Here is a 15,705-nt window from a genome sequence, read left to right on the forward strand (position 1 = left end):
CGGAGGCTTGGCATGTCACGTATTTTCATTACCGGCTCGGTGGACGGACTGGGCCGCGCCGCCGCGCAAACGCTGTTGGACGAAGGGCATCAGGTTATTTTGCATGCGCGTGAGCCCGGCCGGCTGGAGGCGGTGCGCGATCTGCTGGATCGGGGTGCGCAGGCGGTGCTCGGCGATCTGTCCGATGTGCAGCAGATCCGGCAGCTCGCCGAGCAGGTCAATCGCCTTGGCCGCCCGGACGCGGTGATCCACAACGCCGGTATGTTTACCGGGCCGCAGGTGATGCCGGTGAACGTCATTGCGCCCTACATGCTGACGGCCCTGATCGAACGCCCCGAACGTATCGTCTACCTGAGCAGCAGCATGCACTTTGACGGCGTGCCGGAACTGAACGGCGTGGATTGGCTCGGCGGCGCAGCCGGCTCTTATTCGGACAGCAAGCTGTTCGTCACCGCGCTGGCCGCCGCCGTGGCGCGCCTGTGGCCCGGCGTCATCAGCAGCGCGGTCGATCCGGGCTGGGTGCCGACCAAAATGGGCGGTGCGGATGCGCCCGACGATCTGGCGCTGGGGCATGTGACGCAGGCGTGGCTGGTGACCAGCGATGAGCCGCAGGCCCTGGCGTCCGGCAGCTATTGGCACCATCAGCAACGGTTCGATCCCCACGCCGCGGTGCATGACGAAGCGTTTCAGACGGCGCTGCTGGCGCAATTGGCGCGCGCCAGCGGGGTGAGCCTGCCGCAGGTTTGAGGGCAGTGATTTGCCGGCCCGTCGGTGCTTGCCGGCGGGCTTTTTTATGCCCGCAGGGTGAACCGGCGAGGCTTTTCTTATACAGTGGCTGTCTGACCTGTTTTGCTCTTTCTTCCTATTATCGCCATGCATACATTCCTGATTATCGTCCCTGAAGGGGGCATGCTGTTCGAAGCGGCGGGCATCGCCGATATCCTGATGCAGGCCAATCGCCTGAGCCCTGCCGAGGCGCCGCTGTATCAGATCGCGGTCGCCACCACGCAATCCCATCGGGTGGTGCACGGCCTGTCCGGGCTGAGCCTGTTGGCCGATCATCGACTGGCGGATCTCGATCCGGGCCTGCCGCGCGATACGATCATCGTCGCCGGCAAGGGGGCGACCGACGCAGAGGGCGCCCTGGTGGCGGATTGGCTGCGCCGCGCGGCGCCGCAGGCGCGCCGTATCGCCTCGGTCTGCGGCGGGGCTCTGCTGCTGGCCGAAGCCGGGTTGCTGGACGGGCGGCGGGCGACCACCCACTGGCGGCTGGCGGAAACGCTGCAGGTGCGCTTTCCACGGGTGCAGGTCGAGAACGGCCCGATCTACGTGCAGGATGGGCCGATCTGGACCTCCGGCGGCGTCAGCTCCGGCTTCGACCTGACGCTGGCGCTGGTGGAGGACGACTATGGCTTCGTGCAGGCGCGCGAAGTGGCGCAAGATCTGGTGATGTTTCTGCGCCGCCCCGGCGGGCAGGCGCAGTTCAGCCGCTACCCGCTCAACCAGGCCAAATCGCCGGGCCCGATCCGCGATCTGCAGTCCTGGATCCTGGAAAACCTCGCCGACGATCTCAGCGTCGATCGGTTGGCCGAACGCGTGGCGATGAGCCCGCGCAACTTTACCCGCGTATTCACCCGCGAGACGGGCATTTCTCCCGCCAAATTCGTCGAAGAGGGGCGGTTGCATACCGCCAGGCAGCGCCTGGAGCAGAGCGCGGAGGGCATCGAACAGATCGCGCTGGCCACCGGCTTCGGCAACGGCCTTAACCTGCGTCGGGTGTTTGAGCGGAAACTGCAGCTGACCCCGAGTGAATACCGTGAACGCTTCCATGCGCGCAAGTTGGCGTAAATTGATTGGTAAACGTCATTTACGCCGCTGCGGGGCAGGGCTAGATTTGAGGTAAAGCCCAAAACGAGGAGAGCATCATGGTGAGAGTAGGCATTAATGGCTTTGGCAGGATCGGGCGCAACGTGCTGCGCGCGGCGCTGGGGCGCAGCGATTTTGAAGTGGTGGCGATCAACGATCTGACGGACAGCAAAACGCTGGCACACCTGCTGAAATACGACACGCTTTCCGGCACGCTGGCGGCCAGGGTGGAAGCCGGCGACAACCAGCTGCTGCTGGATGGCCGGCCGATCCAGGTGTTTTCGCAGCGCGATCCCGCCGAGATCCCCTGGAGCAGCGTGGGCGTGGACGTGGTGATCGAAGCGACGGGCTTCTTTACCGATAAAGCCAAGGCGGAAGTGCACATCACGCACGGCGGCGCCAAGCGGGTGATTATCTCGGCGCCGGCCAAGAACGACGACATCACGCTGGTGATGGGGGTTAACGACCATCTCTACGATCCGGCGCTGCATAAAGTGGTCAGCAACGGCAGCTGCACCACCAACGGGCTGGCGCCCGCCGCGCAGGTGCTGCATCAGACTTTCGGCATCGAATACGGCTTGATGAACACCACCCATGCCTATACCAACAGCCAGGCGCTGCACGATCAGCCGGAAAAAGATCTGCGCGGCGCGCGGGCGGCGGCAGAGTCGATCGTGCCTTATTCCAGCGGCGCGGCCAAGGCGCTTGGCAAGGTGATCCCGGCGCTGGATGGTCGGTTGACCGGTTACTCGCTGCGGGTGCCGGTGCCGGTTGTCTCCATCGTCGATCTGACGGTGACGCTGAAACGCCCGGCGACGGTGGAGGAGATCAACGCCGCTTTCCGCGCGGCGGCGGCGTCCGGCCCGCTGAAAGGGATCCTGGGGTACAGCGATGAACCGCTGGTGTCGAGCGACTACCGGGGTGACGCGCGCTCGTCGATCATCGACGGGCTGTCCACGCTGGTGATCGGCGGTAACCTGGTGAAAGTGCTCGCCTGGTATGACAACGAGTGGGGCTTCTCCAATCGCTTGGTCGATTTGGCGCTGCTGATGGAAAAACGTGGGCTGTAAACGCCCGAGAGCAAAAAGCCCGCTTAAGTTTCCTCAAGCGGGCTTCCTCAATCGAATTATCTGAAAAAGCGGCTTAAATCCGTATCGCGGATAGCGTTCAGCCGTTTCAGTCAGCGCCTGGCTCACCGTTTCATCACGCCGTGTATCGGGCTGGTAACGGAACCCCGTCCTGCCCAGCGCTAACGCCCTGCATGCCTGGCGTAGTCTCATCGCAAATTGCGCGGTCAGATGGCCGACAAGCTTAGGCTTTTAACGCTTTTTCCGATGATGTCCTTCAGTACCCGGCTATCCGAGATAGTGGCCGCGGCACACATCTTTGGCGGTACATCCGGCTTCAACAAACTGCAGAACGGCGATGATCGGGTGCTCTTTACGTATGGCGATCTCCTCAGGGGACATAATCAGTATGTCGGAAGATCTCTAAAAATATATGGGCCGTTTAAATGGAATACTTCCTAAAATCTCACGTTTTTTGGACATGGCTAGCGAACAGAGGATGGAGGTCAGGCGTGCGCCATTGTGAACCAAGTCTGATGTTTTGTTAGCACAAAAAATAAGTTTAGCGCTGTTCGGTGGTTGAATTTATGATGATTTATTGTTGTCATTAAGTGAAATTTTTTTGTCACCCATAAACTTGGATGAACAGTCTATGAAACTTCGCCATCTGGAAATTTTCTACACCGTGATGACATGCGGTTCGCTTTCACGTGCGGCGGAATCACTGAACATCTCTCAGCCAGCCGCCAGTAAATCGCTGAAAAACGCGGAACTGAAGCTCGGTTTTAAGCTCTTTCAGCGGGTCCGCGGCAAGTTATTGCCCAGCCGCGAAGCGCTCGAGCTTTTCGAAAAGGCCCAGGGTATCTATCAGGATCTGTCTAACTTACGTTTACTGGCTGACAATCTGGCCCGCGATCCTCGGGCAAAATTCACCTTAGGCTGCTTACCGTGCCTGGGTTTGAGCCTGGTACCGGAAATCGCCACCGATTTCTATCAACAGAACAGCAATCTGGTGATGACATTAACCACCGAGCACACTGAGACGCTGGTCAAAAAATTGGACCTGCGCGAAATCGATCTTGCCCTGACGATGCAGCCCGTTCAGCAGGGTGAAATCATGGCCACGCTGATAGCCGAAGTGCCCTTAGTCTATGTTGACAAGGATTATCGGCAGGGCGCCGTCGAGATTGATAGCATTGACCAGCAGCGCTGGATTTCCCCTGGTCTACACTCGCTTTCCACCGCCATCGCCACTCGCCGGGTTTTTTCCACCCCCCGGCTGAACGTGGAGACCTGTTACATGGCGATGGAATTTGTGAAACGCGGAGTGGGATGCAGCATCACCGACATTTTCTCCGCCCGCCATAGTCTGCCGCCAGAGATGATCCATCAGATTTCACCGCCGATGAAGATTGACCTCTACCTGCTGCGTCGCTCTGATGCCACCCTCAGCCCTGTCACACAAAAATTTGTCGATTTCCTCTGCAAACAGCTACGTAGCCAGCTCAGGGAGATTAACCTGGAGTTATACCCTGAAAAAGAAAAGTCAATTGTTTCTCTAGTCTAAATGCTTTCATATAAGCGCCATGAATGTATCGGCGCTTATATCAGCTTATGAAAAAAGCATTGTGACTATCGGCGGCGGTGTGATTGGCCAGGCAACAGTCCAGGCATTAATTAAAAACGGTTATGAGGGCCCCCTGCTGGAACGCAGTCGTCAGCCGGTGAGGGTGGCCGGCTTTACCAACGGTGGGCAGTTGAGTGACCGCCGTGTGGCAGCGTTTGCCGACGGCGGCGCACCATTGCAGGGACTGAAAAGGATGGGAAAAGCGGGCTCTCCATTGAACATGCGCCTGTGGACGTCGTTTTCCCAATGTTCGGGTATGTAATATGTATGTAGTTTACTGGGTGATTAGTGTCATATGAAGATGTTGTCTATGCAGTGAAACCTAAAAACATCACGAACTAGAGTAGCATCTGAAATCCTTTAAAGAGATGGATGACCACCCGAGTTAATACGCTTTTAGTCTCGTGGGTTGTAGTCCCAAAGCGCCGAGAGGGGCGCAGGGGGGACGTTAAACATGCCCTAACTAAATACGGCGCTATAACCGAAGGCGCAGACCGTTACCGATAAGGGACGGGAAAAAACGGTATATATTGGTCGCGTGATCTTACCCCGCAATAGTGGACACGCGACTCAGTGAGCAAACTCTCAACCAGAGGTCGCTCACATGACAACTCTATCGTCGAGCCTCAAAAAACACGCAAGCAGTACCCCCTGAATTCCGCGAGGAAGTCCTTAAACTTGGGATAGCCGCCGCCCGCGAGCTTATATGAAGCTCAGCTCTACAACTGGCGAAGCAAACAGCAAAATAGGATCAGCGACCGTTTCGAGACCTTAAACCAAAGAAGCGGCATGGGCACTGCCAGGTGCCCTTTTGGATGTAGCGTAATACACAATAAGGAGTGCTATGATATGGTTCTACGAATTGTCTATTTAACATCAATGACCTCTGATATTCCCGTTCAGCTCGGTAATAAAATTTCTACCTCTTCACGCATTCTTCGCATTAAATATTTCGGTTCCGAAGGCAACACGTTTCTGTATGCTGCCTTAGTCCAATGCGCTGATCGTTCCTCCTATCACAGTTGGAATATCCCTGAGAGCAAAGTCGTTGCGGAAAAGAAAATATTGTTCAGTAAATTGCACTCTCCAATACTGAACCATTCCGGTGCGGATCTGCGTGACGTCGCTAATCGAAACCTGTTCAGGAAACTCAAAAAAGAACGTCGCAAGCAGAATAATAGGTCGTTGACCGAAGATAACTGGACCCAGTTCGTTCGCCGAAAAGAGGCCGTCCGCTTTGCATCCGTCGGTGTATAAATCGTATTTCCTCCTTATGTCCGCCGTGACGTGAACGAGTGTATGCCTATAGAGAGGTTGCGTCGCGCAAATGGGCAGTTAACGGCCCGTGAAAAATATTAGCTTAATCAAGCCTCCTGCTCTGTGAGGCATCAGATACATTACGCCGTTTGGCAGATTTATATCGAAATGAAGACAATCAACATAATACTTCAATATAATTGAAGGTATTATCTAATCACTTAATTCTTAACTAAGAATTTAATCTCACCCAATTAATTAAGGATAGGTAGGGAAATTATGAATAAAAATGAAATTATCACCAATATAAAAGAAAAAATTATCTTTGAAGATCTCGAACTCAGCGAGTGGGGGCATGAATTGTCAGACATTAAAGATGACACTCTTTTATTGTCAGAGGAAGGCTTAGCATTAGACTCTGTCGATGTTCTGGATATTTTCGTTGGGATCCAGAAAGAATACGGTATTGACTTGGGGACGATCACGAAGGAATTGATGGAAAAACATTGTCAATCTCCGCTGACCCTGGCTGAGTTGGTTATCGATAAATGTGGCGTTAGCTGAGAACCATCCGATAGATAGCTATTCAAGTCAGCTGAAATTGAGTTTTATTTCACACCCTAAATGTCTTGGGGGCTGATTTTTCAACCCGTAGGTAGTACTAGACAACATGAAAACACTCATTATAAAAAATTATCAATCAGCAATCGCTGATTGCTTAGAGGATAACCTCACTGAGGACGGCGTCGACGTGTTCTCATTGAATGATACCGATGATGTGAAAGAAGGTTGGGTAAAGAAGCTGGAAACGGATGGCCAGACCTACAACAATGTTATTGTTGATCTAAGATATAATGAAGAGGAGTGCTTGAGATCAATATTTAATGACGATGTCACCTATGGTGACAATAATATTTTCTCAAGCAGGTTAGTTGATGATATACATTATTTAATGAAGATGATAAAGCGAGTGGTTTTGACTAACATGAAGTTAGATAACTGCAAGTTTTTCTTTTTGTTAAAAGACGATTCGTTTGGTTACTTGGATGGGAATGATAGCTCACCCACATACAACGAAGCCGTGATATCAATGTCGAAATCTCTGGCAAAAGAATACTCTCGTTACAATATGTATTTCAACTCACTGGTTATTCAACCCGAGTTAAAAGAGCTAAACCTCAATAGGCAGAGCAAAGAGCTTTTAAAAAACTACGCATTAAAATATAAGTCAAATAGCTACTTGGATGTTTCTAATTTTATTTTATCGATGATTGAAAATAATTTCCCGATTAATGGGGCGACGATACGGTTAGGAAATGGAGTGGTTGACTATGTCTAAGAAAGTAGTACTCGTCACTGGAGGGGGAAGAGGGATCGGAAGAGCGATCTGTATGGAGTTCGTCTCTGAAAACACCCATGTGGCTTTGACGTATACACGTGATGCCCATAGCGCAGAGCAGGTCAGACAGACGCTGGAAGAAAACCATGTATCTTGTTCCGTGCATCAGCTGGACGTCCAAGACTTTCACATGTGTCAGTCAGTCGTCGAAGCGGTTGAACGAGAGTACGGGACCATTAATGTTCTGGTGAATAATGCCGGGGTGACGCTAAGTAAACAATTCGTAAATTGCGACGAAGCGGAAAACAAAGCCGTGTTGTCGACCAACCTTCAAGGCGTGATAAACATGACGCTGGCGACGGTACCCTCTTTGAAAAAGTCCACCAGGAATGATGAACCAGGGCGAGTCGTTAACATATCATCTAACACCTCTCTGTGCGGAAATGCAGGCCAGGTCGCTTACAGCGTGACGAAAGCTGGAGTGAATGGTTTTACTCGCTTATGTGCCAGAACGCTTGCCAGCCACAATATATTTGTGAATGCCGTTGCGCCGGGCTACATCGATACGGATATGACCCATGATCTTCCTGAAAGTACGTACTCCCACGTGTTGCAGGTGTCAGCGATAAAGCGAACAGGCTGCGTAAAAGACGTGAGTTCAATTGTGCAATTGCTGTGTGGTGACCACTGTAATTACATGACTGGCCAAGTTATCCATATTGATGGCGGGAAGTTTTGTTAGAGATTTAATAAGGTAGGATAATGAACGGTTCAATCGTAATTTCTGGTATGGGGCTATACACCCCACCTGTTACTGAATTAAACGAATTAACACGTTTTTCTACAGACCATCATCGGTTAATTAACAACCATGAATATAATGAGTTGGGGATTAAGAATGCAACCGTGTCCGTATTCGATAAAAAGTGTACGGAACCTTTTGGCAAGCAAGGTTGGGTGAATAATGCCTCCATTTTTGCCTTAAGAGCGGCGGAAGCCGCTGTCAAAGACGCGGGAATAAACCTGGCAGAGTACGATGCGAGTCGAATATCTGTCGTATTAGGCAGCTATAATTCCGGCACCGACAGCTATGTAAAAATGTTTAATAAGATGCTGAACAATGAGCAGGACACCGTATCGTACGGTGAACTGATGTCCTCAATGTTATCCCATTGCGGGAACGCCATTGCCGCGCGTTACAATATCCAAGGGAAGAAAATTATCGTATCTTCCGCTTGCTCTTCGAGCTTAACCGCAGTAGGGATCGCGACGGATCTGCTTCACTCCGATAAAGCGGATGTGGTGATTTGCGGAGGTTCTGATTGCGTTGATCTCCCCGTGGTGGCCGGCTTCAACAGCCTAAGTGCGTTAAATGAAGGCCGCTGCTCGCCGTTTTCTAAACCCGCAGGGATCAACTTAGGGGAGGGGGCGGGCATCCTCATACTCACCAAGAACAAAGATAATGCTCATAATAAGTGGCTAATCACCGGCTACGGGGCCTCCAGCGATGCGTATCACGAAACCTCCCCAGAGCCGAATGGCGTTGGGGCGATTCAAGCCATTGATGCGGCATTATCGGCTGCAGGCCTGAGCAGAAATGATGTCGATTTGATTTCAGCGCATGCTACCGGCACGGGGGCAAACGATATCCCAGAGTCAAAAGCGTACGAGAAATTATTTGGTCTCGATGTGCCAATCAGCGTAATGAAGCCATTTTACGGCCATACCTTAGGGGCATCTGGCATCGTAGAACTGATTAGTGTCTTGTCCTTGCTGGATGTGGGCATCACGCCAGAAAACAACAACCTGAGAGAGCTGCGAGAAGGGTGCAGCCCCATAAACCTGAACTACAGGGATTACCCTAGCGATAAAGTCCGTACCGTCCTGGCCAGCAGTTTTGGCTTTGGTGGCAGTAACAGTGCCGTTGTTGTGACTAAGCAAACGAATGAACGAGAACCCAAATACACTAAGTCAGCAATACCTATCCTGAAAGCAAGCGCGAATGACGGGGTGGCAAAGACGGTTATTGACACAACAATGGGCGTTGTTAAGGACGAATGCAAAATTCATTTGCAAGACAAAAGGTTCAAACGCGATTCACCGGAAATCAAATATTGCATCGAGTCGGTAGGCGATGTGATGAATGGTTTTGAACAGGCCTTACAAAGTAATGCCAGAGCAGGGGTGGTTACTGGCAACTCGCAACGCCCACAACGATGTCTAGAAAGTTTCCTAACGTCGATCTATGAGGGTGATCCCAAGTATGCAAGCGCGCGCCACTTTCCAGGACATATTGTCAGTGCCACTTGTGGTCAGGTGTCTATCGCGCACAAGATTATCGGTCACTCAACGGTGCTGTGCAGTCCGACAGCGGCGTTCGAGTATACCGTGGATCTGCTGAGAAGTGATACGCAAGATTTTATGATTGCCTGTTCAAGTGACGATGTGACACCGGTTCAAGAAAATCTTATTCATCAATTTATTGCCGCGCCAGACTATACGATGGCCAAAGGAAGTGCGGCCCTTCTTCTTTCGAGCCGGGAGCAACTTTCCAAATGTGATCATGCGCCCGCAGCGTGGGTTCGAAGCATGCTTCATTCGTCCTACAACGGATTGGTACTCAGGAATGATGAAAAGTTCTATCGCCTCCTGGAACGACTCATCCTCGAATCTTGTGAAGAAGCCTGCATTAGTTTGACTGAAATAGAGCTGTGTCTCGTATCAAATGCGTTGGTGGACAACGGCATCGTCGACGGGGTGAAGCACGTGTTGAGCCAATACCACCCCCATCTGGTTGTGGAGAGTAAGAATGACAAGAGGCTCTCATCCGACTTTATGACACATATCGTTGACGCAACGGAGATGATTTCGACGGGCGTCAAGAGCAATGTATTGGTGATATCCATTGATCTGTCTTCTAATGTGGGAGCATGCATCATTTCTGGTAAAGACTGTCTGGTGAGGTAGTTTTTATTAATGAAAAGGATAGGCAGTGCTTTGATTTTATTGTAGAGAGTGAAGCGTTCTGCCGCCTTTCCATTCAAATTCTGCTTTCTGATTGAATATTATAAGGTCTTGGGGGGAGGGTTATGAGCTACAAAAATACGCATGGGGCTATTATTGACACCGTCTCTAATGGATCATTCTCTATGCTATTTAACAGCGACTGTCTTTTTTTTGAAGGGCATTTTCCTAATAACCCGGTTGTTCCGGGTGTGCTGTTGTTAGATACCATATATGGCAATCTGCTCAAAATAGGGACATCGGATATTGTTGGGATTGATAATGCACGGTTTTACAATACCGTCCTGCCCAACGAAAAAGTCATCGTTAAAATCAATGATATGCCGGGTAAAGTCGTTTGCACCGTCAAAAATGACACAGGCAAAGTACTCAAAGTCAGTTACATAAAAGCGCAATAATATGATCGATTACTCAACTCAATCAGATATTACGGCCTTAGGCGATGCGGCGTCTCATCTCGACGTGGATGGAGACTCTCTCCTGAGTATTGCTCAACGTTGTCGGAATCTTGTCGAGCATCAAAGCGGTGTCAATGCTCACAAGATCCCTTTGTTCCGGCACAAAGACTACGAACTGCGAACGGTTACGGAAGTCCTACAAGAAGCGAAGAGACGAGGGCTGGATTCAAGAATAGAGAATCCTTTTGAAAAGAAAATAATTGGCAATTGCCAAACCATTTCATTGCTATGCCTTGGCATCATGCGTGAGTTGTCGATCCCGGCACGCTATCGATTCTGCCTGTGTGAATATTTTGAACCCAATTCCTATGCGGAACACATAGTCCTTGAATACTGGTGTGCTTCAAATGAAAAATGGCAGATCCTAGACCCAACTGTCACGCACGAGATCGTTGAGAAAAACCAAACTCAACCCTTTGTCGATTTTGAATTCGATAACATTCCGAGAAACAAGTCCAATCTCTTTACCGATCTCTGGAAAAAGTATCGGTGCGGTGATTTAGATCTCGATGCCATTCACCATCGTTCGTACAGAAAGATCCTTGGGCTAGAACGATTCGTGTGGAGGACGCTGCAGGACGTTTTGGCTTTACATAAAGTGGAACTGTTTTACTGGGACTACTTTGACTTTAAGCAGTATGTGAACGAACCTCAATTAGTGGACGAGATCATTGAAAGTATCGATGAAAGTCAAAAAGAGATGAACAGCATTAATCTTGAATTTGAAGGGTTCATTAACTTCCATCCGTATCAAAGAGATTACAAGTAATGCTAGATTTTATGAAGGGGGCTCATGCTCAACCTTTTTCTTTTATTGGAACTGTTGAGGATATGTCAGAGCATGAAATGACGGCTAGGGCGGATTTCTCTGAAGAGAAGACATACAAGCAGTGTTGCCAGAACGCATGGCCTCTGATTGTCGAATCATTAGCTCAGGCAGCTGGCATTCATATAAAAAACCGACTGGATCCTGATTACAATGGCTATTTAGTCGGTTTGGATGATCTCCATGTTCAGCAATCTGGCGATATTATGCCCGACTACCGCTTAGTCACAAAAATGGTCAGCCGTCTTGATAAGAAATATTTATATCACTGCGAAGCGTTCACCAGCACCAACCACTCGATCCTATCTTGTCACATTCTGCTGTCTAACTCAGATTGAAACTGATTCCCTTAATGGGCATCCCAGGAACGTGAGTATTCCAATTCGATGAAAATTGCATTGAATGCAAAGCGCAGCGCTGTTAACCCGTTAGTCTGCACGGTTTGAGATGTATTTTAATTTAAAATACGGAGTTTTATTTTTATCATGTCGTCAGAAAAAACTTACAGTTAACACATGTAACGGGTCTCTACGTTTATAACGCGTCGACATTAAACGAAAAACCGCCCAAGCTGCATTTATATTTAAATGCGGCGGGGCTAATGCTAGTAGAAAATAATTGGTGGATGAACATGAGTATTGCAAACGAAAGTTATAATAAATCTGTTGTTTCTCGTGAAGAAAACGTGTCTCAAGTTGAAATGACAAGCTTCCACATCTCATCGGGTAAAGATGTTTCCTTGGAGGAGATCGCATACGCGGCGAGGCATCATCAACCTGTCACCGTCGATGAGGGCGTCGTAAATAGGGTAACAAAATCGCGCGACATCCTGGAGAAGATGGTGTCAGACGACCGAGTGATTTACGGCGTCAATACGAGTATGGGGGGGTTCGTCAACTATATCGTTCCTATTGCTAAAGCCAATGAGCTACAGAACAACTTAATTAATGCCGTCGCAACCAATGTGGGGAAATATTTCGACGATACGACGGTCCGGGCCGCGATGCTGGCGCGCATCGTCTCATTGTCTCGTGGCAATTCGGCCATTTCGATCGCTAACTTCAAGAAGTTAATCGAAATTTATAACCAGGGGGTAGTCCCCTGCATCCCTGAAAAAGGTTCGCTAGGGACAAGTGGCGATCTGGGGCCGCTGGCAGCCATTGCGCTGGTTTGCACAGGCCAGTGGAAAGCGCGTTATCAAGGCGAGCAGATGAGCGGGGCCGCAGCGCTCAAAAAAGCGGGGATCTCGCCGATGGAGCTCAGCTTTAAAGAAGGCCTGGCCCTGATCAATGGCACGTCAGCCATGGTGGGTTTAGGGGTATTACTGTATGACGAAGCGAAACAGCTATTCGACACCTACCTGACCGTTACCTCGTTGTCGATTGAAGGTCTACACGGGAAAATGAAACCGTTTGAACCCGCCGTACACCGCATGAAGCCGCATCCAGGGCAGCTTGACGTTGCCACCACCATATGGGACACATTGGCTGATTCGTCGCTGGCCGTGAATGAGCATGAAGTCGAAAAGATGATTGCTGAGGAAATGGATGGCTTAGTCAAAGCAAGTAATCATCAGATCGAGGACGCGTATTCGGTCCGTTGTACACCTCAAATTCTTGGACCCGTTGCGGATAGCCTCAAGAATATTAAACAGACGTTGATTAACGAGCTGAACTCTTCCAACGACAACCCGTTGATTGATCAAACTACCGAGGAGGTATTCCATAATGGGCACTTCCATGGTCAATACGTATCAATGGCCATGGATCACCTGAATATTGCGCTGGTGACGATCATGAACCTGGCCAACCGTCGCATCGACCGATTTATGGATAAGTCCAACAGCAACGGTTTACCCCCGTTTCTGTGCGCAGAAAATGCGGGATTACGTTTGGGGCTGATGGGCGGCCAATTTATGACCGCGTCGATTACCGCCGAATCCAGAGCTTCCTGTATGCCGATGTCAATACAGTCGCTTAGCACCACCGGAGACTTTCAAGACATTGTCTCCTTTGGATTGGTTGCCGCACGCCGCGTAAGAGAACAGTTAAAGAATCTCAAATATGTGGTCTCGTTCGAATTACTGTGTGCTTGTCAGGCTGTCGATATTCGTGGCGCTGCCGGCTTATCGAAACGAACGCGTGTGCTCTACGAACAAACTCGCACGCTTGTGCCTTATCTGGCAGAAGATAAAACCATTACAGATTACATCGAATCCATTGCTCACACCGTGTTAACGAAAAATCGCGATATTTAACGATGGGAGCGATAACGATCGTGACTTAGCCCTCTAAGCCGATCGTGTTGCTGACTTAGGTGATCCGCGGTAGCGGATCACAGAACGAATGATCTTGGATAGCCGAATATGGAAAAGCATGAGATTGAACAAGTGCTAAAAAATCAAATTAGGGTAATAAACCACTGCGGTGATAGCGTAGAGATTGCCGGAGAGACTAAATTAAGGGATATCCTCGATTCGGTGGATATTCTTCAGTTTGTCTTCAACATAAATAAAGAATATGGCCTGTCATTTGGCAATAATATTGGCGATGAAAAGTATTTAACCACGTTAGACAAAGTGGTCTCCTGGGTGCACTCTGCAATCAATAAAAAGGCCGAAGATGACAGAAAATAACCTATTGTCGATGATAAGGCGATTTAAGGGCAATGATAATATTGCTTATTACGATTTTGAAAGGGAAATGACATTTTCAGAGCTGTATTTGGAAATGGTTATGATAATGAATTACCTTGAATCAAGGGGCGTGACTCAAGGTAAAACAGTTGTTTCATTTTTGGATAAATCATTTTCAGAGTATGCTCTTTTCTATGCGTGCTTATTGCAAGGCGTCGCGTTCTGTCCATTAGATAAAAGCCTGCCCGCCAATCGTTTGGCGATGATCATGTCAGATCTTCAACCTGATATGATCATGGCGGAGGATTCCTATATAGGCGAAGAGAACGCCTTTAGGCAAAAGTTGTTAATTCCACATGAGTGTATAGTATCTAATGGCAGCACCAGTGCATTAATCGGCGATGATACCCGCTATGAAAGCAATGTGACGGATATCGATATGGATACCGTTGCGTACATCATCTTTACTTCCGGGTCGACGGGGAAGCCTAAAGGGGTTCAAATCACGCACGAGAATCTAAATTTTTTCTTAGGCGCGCTCTATCCTCGGTATGTGAGTGAGCAATCAGAAAATTATCTGTCAATTGGTCCATTGTATTTCGATATGACCATACTCGACAGTATTGTGCCACCTTTGTATGGGCACTCGGTCTACTTGTATAAGGCGCCTTTCATTCCAGCGATTTTCTCTGGCATCATTGAGAAATATCAGATTACTCGGTTGAGCTGTGTCCCTTCCGTGCTAGAAATACTTTTACCTCAGCTTAACGAAGCGACGGGGTTTGAGCAGCTTCACTCTCTGAACCTAATCCTGTTTGGCGCTGAAAAGCCCCACGGGCAGTCTATAAAGACATTACTGGAAAACATTCCTGATCTGAAAGTCATTAATGCATACGGCCCGACAGAAGGGACCATGTGTTGCTTTTCTTCAGAGATCACTCTCGATAGCTTAGTTGGCGACATCAGTATCGGTAAGCCATTTGATGGCACCCAATACCTGCTCGACACCCGCTCTGGTTTCTCAACTTCCGGAGAGGGGAAGCTATTGATATCCGGCAAGCAAGTGATGAAAGGATATATTAATCAATCGCAAGTTGATGACCCGTTTATATTTGTTGGTGATGCTCAATATTATTGTACCAATGATGTTGTTAAAGTGGATGATGAGGGCGTTTTCTACTTCCTTGGCCGTTCGGATGATGAGGTGAAGCTGAATGGATTTAGAGTTCACCTTCAGGATGTCGCGGAGAATATCAAGAATACACTGAATATTGGCGATATTTTTCTACATAAGCACACGGATAACAACAAAGACTACTTGGTTCTTTCATACGAGAATACGTTGCAGGTTAATCCTGAGGAATGTATTTTCTTATTAAGAAAGCGATTGCCGAAATATATGATTCCAAATGTCTTTGCCGTTTTTGATTCACTGCCTAAGCTGAGAAACTCAAAGTTAGACAGGAAGAAAGTCAAAGATTCCGTGAACTCAGAGTTCGCCCGTACCAGGGAATGTCTGGCCGATAAAAAACTTATCTCATTACATATTAAATGACACAACTTTTGTCCTGCTGAGTCTTCACTCGGAGGCGTAAAAGACTTTTGC

15 protein-coding genes and 2 pseudogenes are annotated in these 15,705 nt (G+C 49.2%); 16 read left to right on the forward strand and 1 reads right to left on the reverse strand.

Going from position 1 to position 15,705, the window contains the following annotated elements; translation table 11 throughout:
- Window positions 1-12: 12 nt before the first annotated feature.
- The 3 genes from BHU62_RS11640 to gap all read left to right on the forward strand — a co-directional run bounded on the left by BHU62_RS11640 (window position 13) and on the right by gap (window position 2,936).
- Entirely contained in the window at window positions 13-747 is a 735-nt protein-coding gene (locus BHU62_RS11640; protein WP_073532153.1) for an SDR family NAD(P)-dependent oxidoreductase, read from the forward strand.
- 126 nt (window positions 748-873) lie between these two features.
- Window positions 874-1,848 carry a GlxA family transcriptional regulator gene (locus tag BHU62_RS11645; protein ID WP_073532284.1) on the forward strand — a complete coding sequence of 325 codons (975 nt, stop codon included), beginning with the start codon at window positions 874-876 and terminating at the stop codon, window positions 1,846-1,848.
- Window positions 1,849-1,925: 77 nt separating this feature from the next.
- Window positions 1,926-2,936 (forward strand): type I glyceraldehyde-3-phosphate dehydrogenase, encoded by a 1,011-nt coding sequence (gene gap / locus BHU62_RS11650; RefSeq protein WP_073532154.1) that lies wholly within the window; start codon window positions 1,926-1,928, stop codon window positions 2,934-2,936.
- A 51-nt stretch (window positions 2,937-2,987) separates the two neighbouring features.
- Here gap and BHU62_RS25395 read toward each other — a convergent pair.
- Window positions 2,988-3,335 (reverse strand): annotated as a pseudogene (locus tag BHU62_RS25395) (IS3 family transposase); the annotation flags it as partial.
- 250 nt (window positions 3,336-3,585) lie between these two features.
- Here BHU62_RS25395 and BHU62_RS11665 point away from each other — a divergent pair.
- The 13 genes and pseudogenes from BHU62_RS11665 to BHU62_RS11725 all read left to right on the forward strand — a co-directional run bounded on the left by BHU62_RS11665 (window position 3,586) and on the right by BHU62_RS11725 (window position 15,654).
- Window positions 3,586-4,500 (forward strand): LysR family transcriptional regulator, encoded by a 915-nt coding sequence (locus BHU62_RS11665; RefSeq protein WP_073532156.1) that lies wholly within the window; start codon window positions 3,586-3,588, stop codon window positions 4,498-4,500.
- A gap of 19 nt (window positions 4,501-4,519) precedes the next feature.
- Window positions 4,520-4,807 (forward strand): annotated as a pseudogene (locus tag BHU62_RS11670) (hypothetical protein); the annotation flags it as partial.
- Between the two features lie 602 nt (window positions 4,808-5,409).
- Complete coding sequence (locus BHU62_RS11675; protein ID WP_073532158.1) at window positions 5,410-5,817, forward strand: hypothetical protein; 408 nt, start codon at window positions 5,410-5,412, stop codon at window positions 5,815-5,817.
- Window positions 5,818-6,096: 279 nt separating this feature from the next.
- Window positions 6,097-6,381 (forward strand): hypothetical protein, encoded by a 285-nt coding sequence (locus BHU62_RS11680; protein ID WP_073532159.1) that lies wholly within the window; start codon window positions 6,097-6,099, stop codon window positions 6,379-6,381.
- A gap of 106 nt (window positions 6,382-6,487) precedes the next feature.
- Window positions 6,488-7,156, forward strand: coding sequence for a hypothetical protein (locus tag BHU62_RS11685; RefSeq protein WP_073532160.1), 669 nt, complete (start codon window positions 6,488-6,490; stop codon window positions 7,154-7,156).
- Window positions 7,149-7,898, forward strand: coding sequence for an SDR family NAD(P)-dependent oxidoreductase (locus tag BHU62_RS11690; RefSeq protein ID WP_073532161.1), 750 nt, complete (start codon window positions 7,149-7,151; stop codon window positions 7,896-7,898). Before BHU62_RS11685 ends, BHU62_RS11690 begins: the two co-directional genes overlap by 8 nt.
- 20 nt (window positions 7,899-7,918) lie before the next feature.
- A complete protein-coding gene (locus BHU62_RS11695) occupies window positions 7,919-10,123 on the forward strand; it encodes a beta-ketoacyl-[acyl-carrier-protein] synthase family protein (RefSeq protein WP_078062048.1) in 2,205 nt (734 codons plus the stop codon).
- A 122-nt stretch (window positions 10,124-10,245) separates the two neighbouring features.
- On the forward strand, window positions 10,246-10,578 hold the full coding sequence (locus BHU62_RS11700) for a hypothetical protein (protein ID WP_078062049.1): 333 nt from the start codon (window positions 10,246-10,248) through the stop codon (window positions 10,576-10,578).
- 1 nt (window position 10,579) lies between these two features.
- Window positions 10,580-11,407, forward strand: coding sequence for a transglutaminase domain-containing protein (locus BHU62_RS11705; RefSeq protein ID WP_073532164.1), 828 nt, complete (start codon window positions 10,580-10,582; stop codon window positions 11,405-11,407).
- Window positions 11,407-11,802: a hypothetical protein gene (locus BHU62_RS11710; RefSeq protein WP_073532165.1), complete on the forward strand. Its 396-nt coding sequence runs from the start codon at window positions 11,407-11,409 to the stop codon at window positions 11,800-11,802. The genes BHU62_RS11705 and BHU62_RS11710 overlap by 1 nt, the downstream gene beginning before the upstream one ends.
- Window positions 11,803-12,095: 293 nt before the next feature.
- A complete protein-coding gene (locus tag BHU62_RS11715; protein ID WP_088776053.1) occupies window positions 12,096-13,721 on the forward strand; it encodes a phenylalanine aminomutase (D-beta-phenylalanine forming) in 1,626 nt (541 codons plus the stop codon).
- Between the two features lie 108 nt (window positions 13,722-13,829).
- The gene (locus BHU62_RS11720; RefSeq protein ID WP_073532166.1) at window positions 13,830-14,099 is read left to right on the forward strand and encodes a hypothetical protein; all 270 of its coding nucleotides are present in this window, start codon (window positions 13,830-13,832) and stop codon (window positions 14,097-14,099) included.
- Complete coding sequence (locus tag BHU62_RS11725; RefSeq protein WP_078062050.1) at window positions 14,086-15,654, forward strand: AMP-binding protein; 1,569 nt, start codon at window positions 14,086-14,088, stop codon at window positions 15,652-15,654. Before BHU62_RS11720 ends, BHU62_RS11725 begins: the two co-directional genes overlap by 14 nt.
- The last annotated feature ends 51 nt before the right edge of the window (window positions 15,655-15,705 follow it).

The sequence above is a fragment of the Serratia marcescens genome (genome assembly GCF_001902635.1).
Classification (GTDB): domain Bacteria; phylum Pseudomonadota; class Gammaproteobacteria; order Enterobacterales; family Enterobacteriaceae; genus Serratia; species Serratia marcescens_F.

What these genes read in the sequence shown, in the direction of transcription:
- BHU62_RS11640 (WP_073532153.1), top strand. Translation starts at nt 13, where the DNA reads ATGTCACGTATTTTCATTACCGGCTCGGTGGACGGACTGGGCCGCGCC.
- BHU62_RS11645 (WP_073532284.1), top strand. Translation starts at nt 874, where the DNA reads ATGCATACATTCCTGATTATCGTCCCTGAAGGGGGCATGCTGTTCGAA.
- gap (WP_073532154.1), top strand. Translation starts at nt 1,926, where the DNA reads ATGGTGAGAGTAGGCATTAATGGCTTTGGCAGGATCGGGCGCAACGTG.
- BHU62_RS11665 (WP_073532156.1), top strand. Translation starts at nt 3,586, where the DNA reads ATGAAACTTCGCCATCTGGAAATTTTCTACACCGTGATGACATGCGGT.
- BHU62_RS11675 (WP_073532158.1), top strand. Translation starts at nt 5,410, where the DNA reads ATGGTTCTACGAATTGTCTATTTAACATCAATGACCTCTGATATTCCC.
- BHU62_RS11680 (WP_073532159.1), top strand. Translation starts at nt 6,097, where the DNA reads ATGAATAAAAATGAAATTATCACCAATATAAAAGAAAAAATTATCTTT.
- BHU62_RS11685 (WP_073532160.1), top strand. Translation starts at nt 6,488, where the DNA reads ATGAAAACACTCATTATAAAAAATTATCAATCAGCAATCGCTGATTGC.
- BHU62_RS11690 (WP_073532161.1), top strand. Translation starts at nt 7,149, where the DNA reads ATGTCTAAGAAAGTAGTACTCGTCACTGGAGGGGGAAGAGGGATCGGA.
- BHU62_RS11695 (WP_078062048.1), top strand. Translation starts at nt 7,919, where the DNA reads ATGAACGGTTCAATCGTAATTTCTGGTATGGGGCTATACACCCCACCT.
- BHU62_RS11700 (WP_078062049.1), top strand. Translation starts at nt 10,246, where the DNA reads ATGAGCTACAAAAATACGCATGGGGCTATTATTGACACCGTCTCTAAT.
- BHU62_RS11705 (WP_073532164.1), top strand. Translation starts at nt 10,580, where the DNA reads ATGATCGATTACTCAACTCAATCAGATATTACGGCCTTAGGCGATGCG.
- BHU62_RS11710 (WP_073532165.1), top strand. Translation starts at nt 11,407, where the DNA reads ATGCTAGATTTTATGAAGGGGGCTCATGCTCAACCTTTTTCTTTTATT.
- BHU62_RS11715 (WP_088776053.1), top strand. Translation starts at nt 12,096, where the DNA reads ATGAGTATTGCAAACGAAAGTTATAATAAATCTGTTGTTTCTCGTGAA.
- BHU62_RS11720 (WP_073532166.1), top strand. Translation starts at nt 13,830, where the DNA reads ATGGAAAAGCATGAGATTGAACAAGTGCTAAAAAATCAAATTAGGGTA.
- BHU62_RS11725 (WP_078062050.1), top strand. Translation starts at nt 14,086, where the DNA reads ATGACAGAAAATAACCTATTGTCGATGATAAGGCGATTTAAGGGCAAT.